At 58.4% G+C, this 15,875-nt stretch carries 11 protein-coding genes; 8 read left to right on the plus strand and 3 right to left on the minus strand.

Annotated features, from left to right (window positions below; genetic code table 11):
- Window positions 1-132 precede the first annotated feature (132 nt).
- Both purL and ACN0VH_RS01745 read right to left on the minus strand, forming a co-directional pair.
- Window positions 133-2,298 carry a phosphoribosylformylglycinamidine synthase subunit PurL gene (gene purL / locus ACN0VH_RS01740; RefSeq protein ID WP_278921544.1) on the minus strand — a complete coding sequence of 722 codons (2,166 nt, stop codon included), beginning with the start codon at window positions 2,296-2,298 and terminating at the stop codon, window positions 133-135.
- 537 nt (window positions 2,299-2,835) lie between these two features.
- Window positions 2,836-3,741, minus strand: coding sequence for a LysR family transcriptional regulator (locus ACN0VH_RS01745; protein ID WP_278921545.1), 906 nt, complete (start codon window positions 3,739-3,741; stop codon window positions 2,836-2,838).
- Window positions 3,742-3,908: 167 nt separating this feature from the next.
- Here ACN0VH_RS01745 and ACN0VH_RS01750 point away from each other — a divergent pair, with 167 nt between their 5' ends.
- From ACN0VH_RS01750 to ACN0VH_RS01785, 8 genes are all read left to right on the plus strand, one after another.
- Entirely contained in the window at window positions 3,909-7,331 is a 3,423-nt protein-coding gene (locus ACN0VH_RS01750; RefSeq protein ID WP_417699286.1) for an indolepyruvate ferredoxin oxidoreductase family protein, read from the plus strand.
- Window positions 7,332-7,531: 200 nt separating this feature from the next.
- Window positions 7,532-8,461 (plus strand): lysophospholipid acyltransferase family protein, encoded by a 930-nt coding sequence (locus ACN0VH_RS01755; RefSeq protein ID WP_278921547.1) that lies wholly within the window; start codon window positions 7,532-7,534, stop codon window positions 8,459-8,461.
- 23 nt (window positions 8,462-8,484) lie between these two features.
- A complete protein-coding gene (gene murI / locus ACN0VH_RS01760; protein WP_417699287.1) occupies window positions 8,485-9,294 on the plus strand; it encodes a glutamate racemase in 810 nt (269 codons plus the stop codon).
- Between the two features lie 156 nt (window positions 9,295-9,450).
- A complete protein-coding gene (argC, locus tag ACN0VH_RS01765; RefSeq protein WP_278921549.1) occupies window positions 9,451-10,479 on the plus strand; it encodes an N-acetyl-gamma-glutamyl-phosphate reductase in 1,029 nt (342 codons plus the stop codon).
- Between the two features lie 21 nt (window positions 10,480-10,500).
- On the plus strand, window positions 10,501-10,944 hold the full coding sequence (gene ccmE / locus ACN0VH_RS01770) for a cytochrome c maturation protein CcmE (RefSeq protein WP_417699288.1): 444 nt from the start codon (window positions 10,501-10,503) through the stop codon (window positions 10,942-10,944).
- Window positions 10,945-11,099: 155 nt separating this feature from the next.
- Entirely contained in the window at window positions 11,100-13,070 is a 1,971-nt protein-coding gene (locus ACN0VH_RS01775; RefSeq protein ID WP_278921551.1) for a heme lyase CcmF/NrfE family subunit, read from the plus strand.
- Window positions 13,067-13,555 (plus strand): cytochrome c-type biogenesis protein, encoded by a 489-nt coding sequence (locus ACN0VH_RS01780; RefSeq protein ID WP_417699289.1) that lies wholly within the window; start codon window positions 13,067-13,069, stop codon window positions 13,553-13,555. The genes ACN0VH_RS01775 and ACN0VH_RS01780 overlap by 4 nt, the downstream gene beginning before the upstream one ends.
- A 113-nt stretch (window positions 13,556-13,668) precedes the next feature.
- Window positions 13,669-14,445, plus strand: coding sequence for an enoyl-CoA hydratase-related protein (locus tag ACN0VH_RS01785; RefSeq protein WP_278921552.1), 777 nt, complete (start codon window positions 13,669-13,671; stop codon window positions 14,443-14,445).
- A 274-nt stretch (window positions 14,446-14,719) separates the two neighbouring features.
- Here the strand turns inward: ACN0VH_RS01785 and ACN0VH_RS01790 are convergent, their stop codons facing one another.
- Entirely contained in the window at window positions 14,720-15,694 is a 975-nt protein-coding gene (locus ACN0VH_RS01790; protein ID WP_417699290.1) for a calcium-binding protein, read from the minus strand.
- Between the last annotated feature and the right edge of the window lie 181 nt (window positions 15,695-15,875).

Raw genomic sequence — 15,875 nt, forward strand, 5'->3', positions numbered from 1 at the left:
GGTCAGTGCAAGCACTCAAGCCACAAGAGCCGCACGCAGATAGCCCGCAAGGCGGGGGTGCGGGCACAAAGGCGGACATGAAAAAGGCGCGCAAACCTCGCGCGCCTTTTTCAATGATGTGAAATCCGGGCTTTAAGCCACTGAGGCGGCAAAACTGCTGCGGAAGATCTCTTTCAGCTCTGCCAGTGGGGCCTCGGAGCCGCCGATTTTAACGCTGTCGCCGGTGAATCTGCCCACGGTCGTCAGGGTGACACCCGCCTGGCCCGCCGCGAGCATCAGCCCCTCGGCCTGGTCAAAGTTGCAGGCCACCAGATAGCGCGCCTGATCCTCGCCAAACAGCGTCGGGGTATCGCTTGCGTCGATCTGGACGCCAACGCCAGCCTCTTCGGCCAGTTCAAACGCCGCAAGGGCCAGGCCGCCATCGCTCAAATCGGTACAGGCCTTGATCAGGTCGCGGTTGGCGCGGATGAATTCACCGTTGCGCTTTTCCGCTTCCAGATCAACGGTAGGGGCATCGCCATCTTCGCGGTTGAAGACCTCAGCCAGAAGCGCCGACTGGCCCAGATGGCCAAGGGTTTCACCAATCAGCAACGCGATATGGCCGTCGCGGGCTTCGCCGGTGATCGGGGTTTCGCCCGCAGCAATAAGCCCAACCGCGCCAATCGTTGGCGTGGGCAGGATGCCCTGACCGTCGGTTTCATTATACAGCGACACATTGCCCGACACGATGGGCATATCCAGCGCGGCCACCGCTTCGCCTATGCCCTGCAACGCGCCGACGAACTGGCCCATGATTTCGGGCTTTTCGGGATTGCCGAAGTTCAGGTTGTCGGTTGTTGCCAGAGGTTTGGCGCCTACAGCTGTCAGGTTTCGATAGGCTTCGGCCACCGCCTGTTTGCCGCCTTCAACCGGGTTGGCCTTGACGTAGCGCGGCGTCACATCCGAGGTGAAAGCGAGGCTTTTTTCGGTGCCATGCACCCGGACGATGCCTGACCCTGTGCCGGGGCGGCGGGATGTGTCGCCCATGACGGTGGTGTCATATTGTTCATAAACCCACTGTTTGCCGCCATAGTTGGGCGAGGCAATCAAGGCCTTCAGCCCATCAATGGGATCAATGGTGGGGACATCGGCGTCGGTCAGCGGCTCGGCCGGCGGGGTGGCCACCCAGGGGCGGTCATATTCGGGCGCAGTCGAGGCCAGTTTCGACAGCACCAGATCGGCCTTGGTCTCGCCGTTGTGCAAGATCAGGAAACGGTCTTCGGCGATGGTTTCACCGACAATGGCAAAATCCAGATCCCATTTTTCAAACACTGCACGGGCGTCTGCTTCGAGTTCTGGCTTCAGCACCATCAACATGCGTTCCTGGCTTTCCGAGAGCATCATCTCATAAGCCGTCATGTTCTCTTCGCGCTGGGGGACATCTTCGAGGTTCAGTTTGATGCCCAGCTTGCCCTTGTCGCCCATTTCCACCGCTGAGCAGGTCAGACCCGCCGCGCCCATGTCCTGGATCGAAATCACGGCGCCGGTTTGCATCAGCTCCAGCGTGGCCTCCATCAGGCGTTTCTCGGTGAAGGGGTCGCCGACCTGTACGGTGGGGCGCTTTTCTTCAATGGTGTCGTCAAATTCAGCCGATGCCATGGTGGCACCGCCAACACCGTCGCGGCCGGTTTTCGCACCAAGGTAGACCACCGGCATGCCAACGCCCGAGGCGGCAGAGTAGAAAATGCTGTCGGTCTTGGCCAGGCCTGCCGCAAAGGCATTGACCAGGCAGTTGCCGTTATAGGCAGGGTGAAAGCGGACTTCACCGCCGACGCAGGGTACGCCAAAGCAGTTGCCATAGCCGCCGATGCCTTCGACCACACCGTTGACCAGCTGCCGGGTCTTGGGGTGAGAGGGCTCCCCAAAGGAGAGCGAGTTCATCGAGGCGATAGGGCGCGCGCCCATGGTAAAGACGTCGCGCAGAATGCCACCAACACCGGTGGCCGCGCCTTGGTAGGGTTCGATATAAGAGGGGTGGTTGTGGCTTTCCATCTTGAAGACCACCGCATCGCCATCACCGATATCGACGATGCCCGCGTTTTCGCCGGGGCCGCAGATCACCTGTGGGCCAGTCGTGGGCAAGGTGCGCAGCCACTTCTTGGAGGACTTGTAAGAGCAGTGCTCATTCCACATGGCCGAGAAGATGCCGAGCTCGGTGAAGCTGGGTTCACGACCGATGATCTCTAGAATCATGTCGTATTCTTCAGAGTTCAAACCGTGGCTTGCGATCAGTTCGGGTGTGATGGCTGGTTCTTGCATGGCGCTGTTTTGGCCCCCCATGGTGCTACTGAGGCGGCTTTTAGAGCATGCTTGGCGAATGGGGAAGGGGCTTTCTTATGGCGCAGTCCGCTGGCGGGCGCTCTGGTCGGGCCAAGGCGGGCCTGGCGAAATCAGCGGTGCATGAGGCACAGGCCTGCCCGGTTGTTGTGCGGGACCGCGAGAATGCGCACAAATATGCGGCATTCGTGACGCGCAGAGCGCAAAGAGCCCCAGAGCGCTTGCGGCGCGCGCCGGGCAGAGACATCTTCGGCCAAGCACATCGGGCGAGGGCTGTTTGCGCTTATGTCCAAAGCCACCAAAGGGGCCAAAGCCCAGCCTGCTGGCAAAAGGCCCAAAAAAAAGGCCGAGCACTAAGCTCGGCCGAAGTCCAACAGGGAGGTATGAAGACTGGCAAGTGCCGTTGTCTTCATGCGCTTCATTTAGGGTTATGATGCTGCCCCTTCAAGGGTTTTAGTTCCGTTAATGGACATTTCCGCTATGCGTTTATTGCATGGCTTGCTGCGGACCCTGCGGCGATCAGATTTTGCCAAGCTCTTTCATGTTTTTGCGGTGCGCCATGATCTCTGTCTGGACAAAGTCACGGAAGGCGGAAACTCGTTGAGAATGACGCAGCTCTTCCGGGTATGCCAGATAGACCGGCACGCCACTGTTATCGTCATTGGGCAGCACTTCGACCAGATCCGGAAAGTCCTCTGTGACATAGTCGGGCAGGATGCCAATTCCCAGATCATGCAGGACCCCCTGCAAGACACCAAAATAGTTGTTCACCGTCAGCAGTGAGCCAGGATTATGCGTCATCAGCCGCTGCACCAGCACAGCAGCCTGACCCACCTGCGCCGAGCGCTGGTTCTGGCAGATCAAGCGGTGGGCACTGATATCTTCCGGCACCTGCGGGATGCCGTTGCGATCCAGATACTTGCGCGACGCATAGAGCTGCATTTGCACGGTCATCAGACGCTTGCGCACCAGATCCGCCTGGCTTGGCTCTTTCATGCGGATCGCCACATCGGCTTCGCGCATTGGGAGGTCAAGCACCCGCTCTTCCAGCATCAGATCGATCTTAAGGTTGGGGTATTTGTCAAACAGCTTGGTCAGGCGTGGTGCCAGCCAGAGGGTGCCAAAGCCAAAGGTCGTGGTGACGCGGAGCTCGCCAAACACCTCTTCCTCGCTGTCGCGGATCCGGGCCGATGCCGCCTCAAGCCGCATTGACATGGATTTGGTGGCATCAAACAGCAATTCACCCTGTTCGGTCAGAATCAAGCCGCGCGCATGGCGGTGAAACAGCGTTGCATTCAGGCTTTCTTCAAGCGCGCGCACCTGTCGGCTGACCGCAGATTGGGACAGGTTCAACTTGTCGCCTGCATGGGTCAGGCTGCCGGCATCGGCGACCGCATGAAAAATTCTGAGCTTATCCCAATCCATATCCGCCTCTTTCGATCTGTTTGTAACAGACTATATGAAATCACAAGGGTTTATCAATTTCCCGCGACAACGCGAGGGAAAAATGGAAAAACCGCCTATACAGGTCAACAATTATGACCTAATATTGGGCAAAGCACTGCAAGCTAATTTATGGTTGGGAGGCCCGGATGAGCACGCAAAAGATCTCGCTCAATGACAAATTTGACCTAAGCAAATCGCCCGTCATGTTGAATGGTACACAGGCGCTGGTGCGCCTGATGCTGATGCAAAAGGCGCGTGACAAGGCGGCGGGGTTGAATACTGCTGGTCTGGTGACGGGGTATCGTGGTTCACCTCTGGGGGCGGTGGACATACAGATGAACCGGGCGGAAAAACACCTGAAAGGTGCCGATGTGACCTTTCAATACGGTCTGAACGAAGATCTGGCTGTGACCGCCCTGTGGGGCGCGCAACAGGCCGAAATCCGCGGCGAAGGCAAATATGACGGTGTTTTTGGCCTGTGGTACGGCAAGGGGCCTGGGGTCGACCGTTCGGGCGATGCCTTCCGCCATGCGAATATGGCAGGCAGTTCAAAAAACGGCGGTGTTCTGGTTGCCATGGGCGACGACCACACCGGCGAGAGCTCGACAGTGCTGCACCAATCAGAATGGTCACTGCTGGATTGCTACCTGCCGGTTCTCAGCCCGGCTGGGGTGCAGGAGATCCTTGATTATGGCATCTACGGATATGAACTCAGCCGTTTTTCCGGGCTTTGGGTTGGCCTGAAGACGATGAAGGACACCATCGAGGTGACCTCGGTTGTCGATGGCAATCCGGATCGGGTGCAGCTGGTGCGGCCAGAATTTGACATGCCAGCCGATGGGTTGAATATCCGGCTGGCGGATGATCGCTTCCAGCAGGAAGACCGTATTATCGATTACAAGCGCTTTGCCGCCGAAGCCTTTAGCCATGCCAACAAGATGGACAAACGGGTCTGGGGTAAGCCGGGGGCCAAGATCGGTTTTGTGGCTGCGGGCAAAAACTGGCTGGACCTGGTGCATGCGTTGGATCTGCTGAACATCGATGAAGCAATGGCCGAACGTCTGGGCATCACCACCTATAAGGTTGGTCAGACCTGGCCAATGGATATGAAAGGCTTTAACGTCTGGGCCGAAGGCCTTGATCTCATTGTGGTTGTCGAAGAAAAGCGCAAGCTGATCGAGATCCAGATCAAAGAGGCGATTTTTGATGACCGCCGGGGCCGCCGGGTCTATGGCTGGTACAAGGGGGGCGCAGGTTCGACGCATCGCGAGGAGCTGTTCCCAACAAAATATGCACTTGATCCGATTATGATCGCTGAAAAGCTCGGCGGTATCCTGATCGAAGAGGGCCGCGATACAGAGGCGATCAAGGCTGGCCTCGCATCGCTGGATGATGCACGACGGGCGGACAATGTCGAAGAAATTGCAGCGCGTCTGCCCTATTTCTGTTCGGGCTGCCCGCATAACTCTTCAACCAGACTTCCCGAAGGTAGTCGCGCCTACGCAGGCATTGGTTGCCACTTCATGGTGCAGTGGATGGACCGTGAAACCACCGGGTTCACCCATATGGGCGGCGAGGGCGCCAACTGGATCGGTGAGGCACCGTTTTCCAACCGGAAGCATGTGTTCCAGAACCTCGGCGATGGTACCTATAACCACTCTGGCGTTCAGGCGATCCGCGCGGCCCTCGCAGAGGGCACCAATATCACTTATAAAATCCTGTATAACGATGCGGTTGCCATGACTGGTGGCCAGCAGGCCGAGGGTGGATTGACCGCGCATCAGATCGCACATGAGCTAAAGGCCATGGGCATGAAGACCATCGCCGTGGTCTATGATGACAAGGAAGACATAGACGCCAAGCTGTTCCCGGCGGGTATGCGGATGCATGAACGCGCCGAACTGATGGATGTCCAAAGAGAATTCGAAGAGGTCGAAGGCGTCTCGGCCATCATCTACATCCAGACCTGTGCCGCAGAAAAACGCCGTCGGCGCAAGCGGGGCCAGTTCCCTGATCCGGATCAGCGGGTCTTTATCAACCCGGATGTCTGCGAAGGCTGTGGCGATTGCGGTATTCAGTCCAACTGCGTCTCTATTGTGCCAAAGGAAACGGAACTGGGCCGCAAGCGAGCGATCGATCAAAGCTCTTGCAACAAGGATTTTTCTTGCCTCAACGGGTTTTGCCCCTCGTTCCTCACGGTTGAGGGCGCCAAGATCCGCAAGGAAGCAACAGCAGAGTTGAAATTGCCAGATCTGCCTGATCCCAAACTGCCTGAGATTGACGGCACCCATAATGTGGTGATCACCGGGGTTGGTGGCACCGGGGTTGTGACCATCGGCGCCGTGTTGGCACAGGCAGCCCAGATTGATGGCATGGGGGCTGGTATGATGGAAATGGCTGGTCTCGCCCAAAAGGGCGGCGCTGTGCATATCCACTGCCGACTGGCGAAACGCCCCGAAGACATTAGCGCCATTCGGGTCTCTACCGGTGAGGCCGACGCGCTGATCGGCGGTGATCTGGTGGTCAGCGCCGGGGCCAAGACCATTGGTTTGATGAAAACCGGTCGTACCGGCGGGGTGGTCAACAGCCATGAAATCATCACCGGTGATTTCACCCGTGACACTAATTTCCATTTGCCTACCGACCGTTTGGAAGTTGCTCTTCAAGCGAGACTGCAGGATAAGCTGGCGCTGTTTGATGCCTCTGAACTTGCGCGCGCGACCATGGGGGATTCGATTTTCTCCAATATGATGGTCTTTGGCGCGGCCTGGCAGCAGGGGCTGATCCCGGTCAGCCATGACGCCATCACCGAGGCGATTGCCCTGAATGGTGCTGCGGTCGATCGCAATCTGCGCGCCTTTGAGATCGGCCGCTGGGCTGTGGTTGACCCGGCAGAGGCCGCCCGGATCTCCAAGCCGTCCAATGTGGTCGAGATGCCAAAAACGCTGGAGGACAAGATTTCCTTCCGTAGCGATCAGTTGGTGGCCTATCAGGGGGCTGGGCTGGCCAAGCGATATGCCAAACTGCTCTCGGGCATTACCGATCCCGCGCTGAAAGAAGCCGTTGCCAAGGGCTATCATAAACTTCTGGCCTATAAGGATGAATACGAAGTTGCCCGGCTTTTGCTATCGAGCCATGAAAAAGTAGCCGCAGAGTTTGAAGGCGATCTCAAGGTCTCTTACAATCTGGCGCCGCCAATCTTTGGGGGCAAGCTGGTCAATGGCCGTCCGCAAAAGCGCAAGTTTGGCCCCGGTTTGACCCGGTGGTTGCGTCTGCTGGCCAAGATGAAGTCGCTGCGCGGTACGCCGCTGGATCTGTTCGGCTATACCGCTGAACGCAAGATGGAGCGTGCTTTGATCAAGCAGTATGAGGCGGATATGAAGGCCTGGCTGCCCCAGTTGAACGCAGACACGCGCGATGCGCTTATCGCCCTGGCAGAGCTGCCCTTGCAGATCCGTGGCTTTGGCCCGGTCAAACTGGAAAGCGAAGCCAAGGCGGCCAAGCGCCGCGAGGAGCTGCTGATCGCGCTCAGCCAGGCTGGAAACCCGGCAAAAAATGCCGCTGAATGACCTTCGCTTTGGCCGCTAGGGTGTTGTAAATAAAAGGAAGTGCCAGAATATCTGGCGCTTCTTTGCGGTGTGATTCTGCGCCCCGTGCAGGAAAAATGCGCAGGGATGAATGCCCTGTCGCCATTTTGTCATACCCCTGTTACCCCTCGCTGCGACGTGTAGGGGGCAGGTGCCTGCCTGCCGCAGCAATGAGGCAGCCAATGACCCGCCCTGACAGTGCCGCAATCTCCGTCGAAGTGACAGGCGGTGCCCCTGGCAACCCGCAGCAGATCGCGCGACAGATTTCCTATGCCCATTCCGCTGAAAGCCTGGCTGGGCGGGCGGTTATCCGCCTGATGGAAAACACCACTGGCCGCCTGCAGTTGATCAAGCGCGCCAAAGGCTATGAGCAGGAGTTGCAGGCTGGTGCGGATTTTTGGAACGTCATCGCAAAGCGCTATGGGCTGAGCCTGGATGTGGTCGGCGGCGCGATCTGCAATATCCCCAGGGATCAACCGGTGATCCTGATTGCCAACCACCCCTATGGTATTCTGGATGGGTTGATGATGGGTAAGATCCTGGCCGACGCGCGTGGCGATTTCCGCATTCTGGCGCATCAGGTGTTTCGCAAAGCCAGTGATCTGGAGCGGGCGGTGCTGCCGATCTCTTTTGCCGCCAGCAAAGAGGCCCTGCGCTTGAACATACAGACCCGCAAGACCGCGCTTGGCTATCTGGGGCAGGGCGGTGCCATCGGGATCTTTCCCGGCGGGACAGTTTCAACCGGGGTGCACCCCTTTGCCCATCCGATGGATCCGCGCTGGCGCGGCTTTACCGCGCGGATGGTGGCCAAATCAGACGCGGTGGTGGTGCCGGTCTATTTTGACGGCCATACCTCGCGGCTGTTTCAGATCGCCAGCCATTTGCATGCGACCCTGCGCATGGGGTTGCTGATCAAGGAATTCAAAAACCGCGTCGATACCCCCGTGAAAGTTGTCATTGGTGCGCCTATCGGGCGCGACAGATTGAACCCTCTGGTGGGGGATACAAAAGGAATGATGGATTTCCTGCGCAAAGCCACGTATGAGCTGTCTCCGAAACCACTCAAATCCTATGATTATGGGTTTGAGTTCGAGGAAAAGCATCGCGCCTGAAATACGGGCCTGAAAGTGAGACCATGGCTGTTGGTATCTTTGATTCCGGCCTCGGCGGGCTGACCGTCCTGAAAGCCGCCCAATCCCGTCTGCCGGACGTGGATTTTTTGTATTATGCAGACAGTGCGCGGGCACCCTATGGTGTGCGCGACGCTGAAGACATCTATCAGCTGACCAAATCTGCGGTGCAGGATATGTGGTCAAAGGGCTGCGATCTGGTCATTCTGGCCTGCAACACAGCATCAGCGGCGGCGCTGCGGCGGATGCAGGAAGAGGGCCTGCCTGCGGGCAAGCGGGTGCTTGGCGTCTTTGTCCCCCTGATCGAGGCGATGACCGAACGTCAGTGGGGTGACAATAGCCCGCCGCGTGAAGTTGCCGTAAAACATGTCGCACTTTTTGCAACGCCTGCAACGGTTTCCAGCCGCGCCTTCCAGCGTGAACTGGCCTTTCGCGCCATTGGTGTCGACGTCGAGGCCCAGGCCTGCGGTGGCATCGTTGATGCCATAGAAGACGGTGATATGATCCTGGCCGAAGCCCTGGTGCGCAGCCATGTCGAGGCCTTAAAGCGCAAGATGCCCGAGCCGCAGGCTGCCATTTTGGGGTGCACTCATTACCCCTTGCTGGAATCCTGCTTCCAGGATGCCTTGGGCGCCGACGTAAAGGTCTTTAGTCAGGGCAAACTGGTGGCCGACAGTCTGGCGGATTATCTACAGCGCCACCCACATATGCAGGGGGCGGGCGCGGGCGGCTACTACACCACCGGTAATCCTGATCGTGTCAGTGACCGCGCAACGCAGTTTTTGCGACGACAGATCTCTTTCCAAGCAGCCTGATACGTCGGGCCGTCGATTTGGGAATACCATCGCAGGTCAGCTTGGCCAAATCTCGCGAGAGTATGACCCAGAACAACGACAGATCACGTTATTTCCCTTTGTCTCGCCGGTATTCGGCTGGGACTGACCCACCAACATATCAAGACGAGGTCCGACATGACCCATAAAGTGGCAATTCTTGGCGCCAGCGGCTACACGGGCGCAGAGCTGGTCCGGCTGATTGAAAATCACCCCAATATCGAAATCGCGGCCCTTTCTGCTGAACGTAAGGCCGGGCTGACCATGGCAGAGGTCTTTCCGCATCTGCGTCACATTGATCTGCCAGTGCTTTGTAAAATCAGCGAAATCGACTTTGCCGAGATCGACCTGTGTTTCTGTGCCCTGCCGCATAAGACCAGCCAGGAAGTGATTGCCGCGCTGCCGAACACGCTGAAGATCGTTGATCTGTCAGCGGATTTCCGGCTGCGGGATCCAGCGGAATATGAAAAATGGTATGGCAACCCGCATAGCGCCCTCGCACAGCAGAAAGAGGCGGTCTATGGCCTTAGCGAATTTTACCGCGAAGAGATCAAAACCGCACGTCTGGTGGCCGGTACCGGCTGCAACGCGGCTACTGGCCAGTTTGCGCTGCGCCCCCTGATCACCGCGGGGCTGATTGATCTGGACGAGATTATTCTGGATCTGAAATGTGCGGTCTCCGGGGCCGGGCGGGCGCTCAAGGAAAATCTGCTGCACGCCGAGCTGAGCGAGGGATATAACGCCTATGCCATTGGCAGTACCCATCGACATCTGGGGGAGTTTGATCAGGAATTTTCGGCCCTTGCCGGACGGCCCGTCAAGGTGCAGTTCACCCCGCATCTGGTGCCGGCCAATCGCGGCATTCTGGCGACCACCTATGTGAAAGGCGATGCGCGTGCGATCCATCAGGCTCTGGCAGTGGCATATGGCGATGAACCCTTCATCGAGGTTCTGCCCTTTGGCGAAGCGCCCAGCACGCATCATGTGCGGGGATCAAACTTCTGCCATATTGGGGTCGCAGCGGATCGCCTGGAGGGGCGCGCAATTGTCTTTGCCGCGCTGGATAACCTGACAAAAGGTAGCAGCGGCCAGGCCTTGCAGAATGCCAATCTGATGTTAGGTGAAGAGGAAACAGCCGGGCTGATGATGGCGCCGCTCTTCCCCTGATCGCAAACGAAAGTTGTGCAGATGAAAAACCTTAAAAAACAACGTCGTATTCAGGTGATCGCCCTTGCGGTGGTTGCCTTGGTGGTTTCCACCGTTGCGATTGGGACTGCACTGAAAGACGGCATCAACTATTTCCGCTCTCCCAGCCAGGTGGTGGAAACCCCGCCCCCCGCGAGCGAGGTTTTTCGCATTGGTGGCCTGGTTGAGGATGGCAGCCTGATACGCGGCCAGGGCGAAGTGGTGCGCTTTTCCGTGACCGATGGCGGTGCCACGGTTCCGGTGACCTTTACCGGCGTTCTGCCGGATCTGTTCGAAGAGAACCAGGGCATGGTTGGCACCGGAAGCCTGGTGAACGGTGTGTTTGAAGCCTCTGAAATCCTTGCCAAACACGACGAAACCTACATGCCCAAAGAAGTGGTGGATGCGCTAAAAGAGCAGGGCGTTTACCAAGATCCTGAAAGCTGATTGCAGCATAGGGTTCGCGCATATCTTTGCCACTGTGCCACCGGTGCAGGGGCGGGGATCCTGGTACAAGACATCACTCAATCGCGATTGCCTGCGGCGGCGGGACGCGGGGTTTTCCATTTGCCTCCTGCTGGCTTAGGACTATAGAAAAAGACATGATTACAGAGCTCGGACATTTCGCCCTTATCCTCGCCTTCATGATTGCCATCGTGCAGATGGTGGTGCCGCTGATCGGAGCCCAGAAACGCTGGCCGGGCTGGATGGCCGTGGCTGAACCGGCCGCACAGGCGCAGTTCTTTTTCACCGCTTTTGCCTTTGGCGCGCTGGTCTGGGCCTTTGTCACCTCTGATTTCTCGCTGCGGCTGGTGACCTTGAACAGCCATTCGGCCAAGCCGATGCTGTATAAAATTTCCGGGACCTGGGGAAACCACGAAGGCTCCATGCTGCTTTGGGTGTTGATCGTGGCCCTGTTTGGGGCTTTGGCTTCGGTCTTTGGCAATGGGCTGCCGCAGACATTGAAGGCGCGGGTTCTGGCGGTTCAGGCCTCGATCGGGGTGGCGTTCTTTGCCTTTATCCTGTTCACATCAAACCCTTTCTTGCGCCTGTCGGTGCCGCCCTTTGATGGCCAGGATCTGAACCCGCTGTTGCAGGATCCCGGTCTCGCCTTTCATCCGCCCTTTCTTTACCTGGGCTATGTCGGCCTTTCTATGGCCTTTTCCTTTGCCGTGGCCGCCCTGATCGAAGGCCGGGTGGATGCGGCCTGGGCGCGCTGGGTGCGCCCATGGACCCTGGCGGCCTGGATCTTTTTGACCATCGGCATCGCGCTTGGTAGCTGGTGGGCCTATTACGAATTGGGCTGGGGCGGTTTCTGGTTCTGGGATCCGGTTGAAAACGCCTCTTTCATGCCCTGGCTGCTGGCGGCTGCGTTGTTGCACTCTGCCATCGTGGTGGAAAAGCGCGAAGCCCTGAAGAGCTGGACAATCCTTCTGGCCATTCTTGCCTTTGGCTTTTCGCTGATCGGTACCTTTATCGTGCGCTCTGGCCTTCTGACCTCGGTGCATGCCTTTGCCAATGATTCCGAGCGCGGGATTTTCATTCTGATGATCCTCGCCTTCTTTACCGGCGGGGCGCTGACGCTGTTTGCAGCCCGAGCCCAGTCGATGCAGGCGCGTGGCGTCTTTGGGCTGGTCAGCCGCGAAGGGGCGCTGGTGACCAATAACATCTTGCTGGCGGTGGGGTGCTTTGTGGTCTTCTTTGGTACCCTGTGGCCGATCGTGGCCGAGATGGCCTTTGACCGGAAGCTGTCGGTTGGCCCCCCCTTCTTCAACGCTGCCTTTACGCCCTTTATGGTGCTTTTGGGCGCGGCCTTGCCGATTGGGGCCATGATGCCGTGGAAACGCGGCAAGCTGCGTCGTACCCTGTACAAGCTGCGCTATGCCTTTGGGCTGGCGCTGGCGCTGGCGGTGCTGGCCTGGGCGATGCAGACTGGCCGGTCGGGGCTTGGGCCTATAGGGCTGTTTGTCGGGGCCTGGGTGGTCTTTGGTGCTGCGGTGGATCTGTGGGGCCGCACCGGCAGCCTGGGGCGTATGTTGCGCCTGCCACGGGCGGATTGGGGCAAGGCCACGGCCCATGCAGGGCTTGGCGTCACCATCTTTGCCATTGCCGGGCTGACCGCCTGGGAACAGGAAGACATCCGCGTGGCGCAGATTGGCCAGCCCTTTACGGTTGGCGCTTATAGCTTGACGCTCGACTCGGTCGAACGGGCGCGTGGCCCGAACTACTTTACCACAATGGGCACGGTTTCGGTGCGCAGGTCTGGTAGCGATGTTGCGGTGCTCTATCCTGAAAAACGTGACTATCCCGTAGCCAAGATGCCCACCACCGAGGCTGCCATCGATTACCGGCTGCTGCGCGACCTTTACGTGGTGATCGGCGATCAGCAGGACAATGGCGGCTGGACCGTACGGACCTATATCAAACCCCTGGCCAACTGGATCTGGGGCGGTTGTCTGCTGATGGCGCTTGGCGGTTTGCTCAGCCTGAGTGATCGACGGTTCCGCGTGGCTGCGGGCGCTGGCAGAGGGCAGGCGGGTAGCGTCAAACCAACAGGGGTGGCCGCAGAATGACCGGTTTGAAACCCTATTTCGGTGCCCTGACCTTGGCGCTGGCCATGTGTATCGCCTTGCTGCCGACATCCTCGGCTGCGGTGCAACCGGATGAGGTGCTAGGCGATCCAGTTCTGGAAGAGCGCGCGCGTGAGCTTTCGCAGGATCTGCGCTGCCTGGTTTGTCGAAATGAGAATATTGATGAATCCAACGCCGAGCTGGCCCGCGATCTGCGCATCCTGGTGCGCGAGCGCCTGGTGGCAGGGGACAGCAACTCAGAGGTGATCGAGTTCGTGGTAGATCGCTACGGCGAATATGTGCTGCTGCGGCCTACCACCACCGGGGCGAACTGGCTGCTTTGGGCGGCGGGTCCTTTGATGTTGCTGCTGGCTTTGGCGATGGCGGGGGCCTATATGCGCGCCCGTGGTCGGGCTGCCGCGGCAGAGGGGGACGCCGACCTGAATGACGAAGAGCAGGCCCGCCTGAACAAAATTCTAGATCAATAAAACTGGTTCATGTGACGCCGGGTCCGGACTTGCGGTTCCTGCGCATTGCGGCAGGGTTATGGCCAGGATGGCCAACTTGGCCCTGTGACCAACTGCATAGAAATGAGGCTGTGATGGACTACAAGGAAATTCTCTACCGGCTTGACGATGGTCTGGCGATTGTCACCCTGAACCGTCCGACCAAGATGAACGCCCTGACCGGCCAGATGCGGGCCGAAATCACCCATGCGATGAAGCGCGCTGCCGAGGAGGCCCGCGCCATTGTTCTGACCGGGGCTGGCACCGCCTTTTGTTCGGGCCAGGATCTGAGCGATGCCTCTGGCAATAGCGATCTGGATCTGGAGCGCACCCTGCGCGACGAATACACCCCGATGTTGGAGGCGATCTACGATTGCCCGGTGCCCACCCTGTCGGTGATCAACGGTCCGGTGGCCGGGGCTGGGGCCAATCTGGCGCTGGCGGCGGATGTGGTCATCGCGACAGAGAGCGCCTATTTTCTGCAGGCTTTTGCGCGGATCGGCCTGATGCCGGATGCAGGGGGCACCTGGTTCCTGCCACGCCAGATGGGCCTGGCCAAGGCCATGGGCGCGGCACTATTTGCCGATAAGATCTCGGCCAAACAGGCCAGTGATTGGGGCATGATCTGGGAAGCCATCCCAGACGAGGATTTTGATGCCCATTGGCGCGCCCGCGCCGCCTATCTGGCGAATGGCCCGACCAAGGCCTTTGGCGCCATCAAAACGGCGATCCGCGACAGCTATGGTAACTCTCTGTCTGAACAGCTGTCGCAAGAGGCACATCTGCAGGGTGAATGCGGCAAGACCCGCGATTTCAACGAAGGTGTTACAGCCTTTCTGGAAAAACGCCCGGCCAAGTTCGAAGGGCGCTAGAACATATTGCGCAAGACCGGTGATCGGTCTTGCGCATCTGGCACACTTGCGAAATCAAGCAGGCAGGCCCGTCGCGTGAAGGCGACAAGCGCTGAGGGCACATTGCATATCAGGCGCGCGGCACAAGGACGGAACGAGACGGCATGAAACCGACGGGTCTGATCCCGTCGGTTTTTTCATGACCTGTCGCAAATAGAAAAACCCGCACCGGACTGGCAGGTCCGGCACGGGGAAATCACAACTCTTGGTGCCTTCAGGGCAAACCCAACGCGGGTTACGCGCTTCGGACGCCGTTCACCAGCAGTAGATGTTCGGCCAGATCAAACGAGTCATCCTGGTCTTCAACCCGTATCACCACGGCGCCATTGGCCGAGATCACTGCATCCGAGGTTCCGTCGTCATTTTCTACCATCTCCATCGACAGGTCTGGCTCGCCGTCTGCGGGATCATAGGCGTAGATCAAACGATCTTCATCCGGGGTGAAATCGGTGACAGTTGCGGCGTCACCGCCTTCCAGCCAAGAGGCCGTCAGCAGTGTGTCAGCGCCGCTGCCACCGGTGACCGTATCGTTCACACCAAAGATGACCGTATCATCCCCGGAACCGCCAAAGACATGGTCCCCTTCGGTATCGCTATCGTCTGAGAAGTCGATTTGCAGTTGGTCGAGCAGGTTGGCAATGCCGTTGTCAGGCTCTGGATTGGCCAGAAATTCAGCCTCGGCAGTGGCGTCCATGGTGCCGCTGGCGACAATCACGTCATTGCCTCCGTCGCCGTGCAATGTATCAGTGCCGGTGGCGTCAATCAGTACGTCATCGTCACGACCGCCACGGCTTTGGTCGTCGTCCTCGCCGCCCATGACCAGATCATTGCCATGGCCACCAAAGACGCTGTCATCGCCTGCGCCCCCCTGGACTGTGTCATGACCGCCGTCGCCAAAGACCCGGTCATCGCCGTCGCCACCGTCTAGGTTATCGGTGCCGTTTTTGCCAAGAATGGTGTTGTCAGTTTCGTCTCCGACAATTTCGTCGTCACCGCTGGCACCGGTGAAGGGATCGATGCTATCGCCGCCGCCTGTGTCGGTACCGCCTGTGTCGTCACCGCCGCCAGTATCTCCACCACCGGTATCTCCACCACCACTGGTGTCCGAACCGCCGTCAGTATCGCTTGAAATGTTGTCGTCATCATCATCATCAATAATGAAGGCAACGCCTGCAATGAGGCCAACCCCCAACAGAGCCATCCACAACATGAAAATTCCCCCAGAAAATATAAATATTTCATAAAAATTACTGCAATCTTTGCGCGAATAATAGGGAAATTGATTTCAATTTGAGTTGAAAAATCGATTTGATTTGAACAATCCCGCCATTCGACGCAAATTGTCTTTTATCCAAGGCTAATCCCCAGCGCGCCGGGACGCACCGATATGG

The organism is Pseudophaeobacter sp. (genome assembly GCF_048267565.1).
Lineage (GTDB): Bacteria > Pseudomonadota > Alphaproteobacteria > Rhodobacterales > Rhodobacteraceae > Pseudophaeobacter > Pseudophaeobacter profundi.